Source organism: Methylobacterium sp. CCH5-D2 (genome assembly GCF_001556475.1).
Lineage (GTDB): Bacteria > Pseudomonadota > Alphaproteobacteria > Rhizobiales > Beijerinckiaceae > Methylobacterium > Methylobacterium hispanicum.
On the sequence record NZ_LSIX01000870.1, the window covers coordinates 1 to 941 of the forward strand.

Below are 941 nucleotides of genomic sequence, written 5' to 3' on the forward strand. Positions count from 1 at the left end.
TGAAGTAGACGTCGTTCGGCATGTCCCGCAGCAGCATGGCGAAGACCGCGCCGACGACGCCGGTCGGCACCACCAGGAGGACGGCGAGCGGGATCGACCAGCTCTCGTAGAGCGCCGCGAGGCAGAGGAAGACGCAGAACAGCGCCAGCGCGAGCAGAAAGATGGCCTGGGAGCCGGAGAGCTTCTCCTGCAGCGACTGCCCGGTCCAAGCGAAGTCGAAGCCCGGCGGCAGTTGCTTGGCGAGCCGCTCCATCTCGGCCATGGCATCGCCGCTGGCGTAGCCCGGCGCGGCGGTCCCCGAGATCTTGATGCTCGGGTAGCCATCGAAGCCAACGACCTGCGAGGGACCCATCGTCCATTCGACCCGCGCGAAGGATTGCAGCGGCACCATCTGGCCCTTGGCGTTGCGGACGTGCAAGTCGAGGAGATCCTCGGCCGTCATGCGCCGGGACGCCTCGGCCTGGACGATGACCCGCTGCATCCGTGCCTGGTTGGGGAAGTCGTTGACGTAGGTCGAACCGAGGCTGGTCGATAGGACGTCGTTGATGTCGGCGAAGGTGACGCCAAGCGCGTTCGCCTTCTGCCGGTCGAGGACGAGCTCGACCTGCGGCGCGGTCGGCAGGCCCTCGACGTAGACGCCCTGCAGCACCGGGCTCTGGCTCGCCGCCTTGAGCAGCTGGTTGCGCGCGGCCGCCAGCGCCGCATGGCCCTGCTGGCCCTTGTCCTGGAGGCGGAAGGCGAAGCCGCTGGAGTTGCCCAGCGAGTCGATGGCCGGCGGGGCGAGCGACATGACGATGGCGTCGGTCAGGCCGCCGAGGGCGGCGTTGGCGCGGGCGGTGATGGCATCGGCGCCGTCATTCGGCCCGCGTTCGCCCCAGGGCTTCAACCCGACGAAGTTGAGCGCCGCGTTCTGGCCCTGGCCGGAGAAGCCGAAGCCGAGC

At 69.2% G+C, this 941-nt stretch carries 1 protein-coding gene; it reads right to left on the minus strand.

What is annotated here, in order from left to right; all coding sequences use genetic code 11:
* A partial coding sequence (locus tag AX737_RS23140; protein ID WP_197430692.1) for an efflux RND transporter permease subunit occupies positions 1-941 on the minus strand: 941 nt, incomplete at both ends.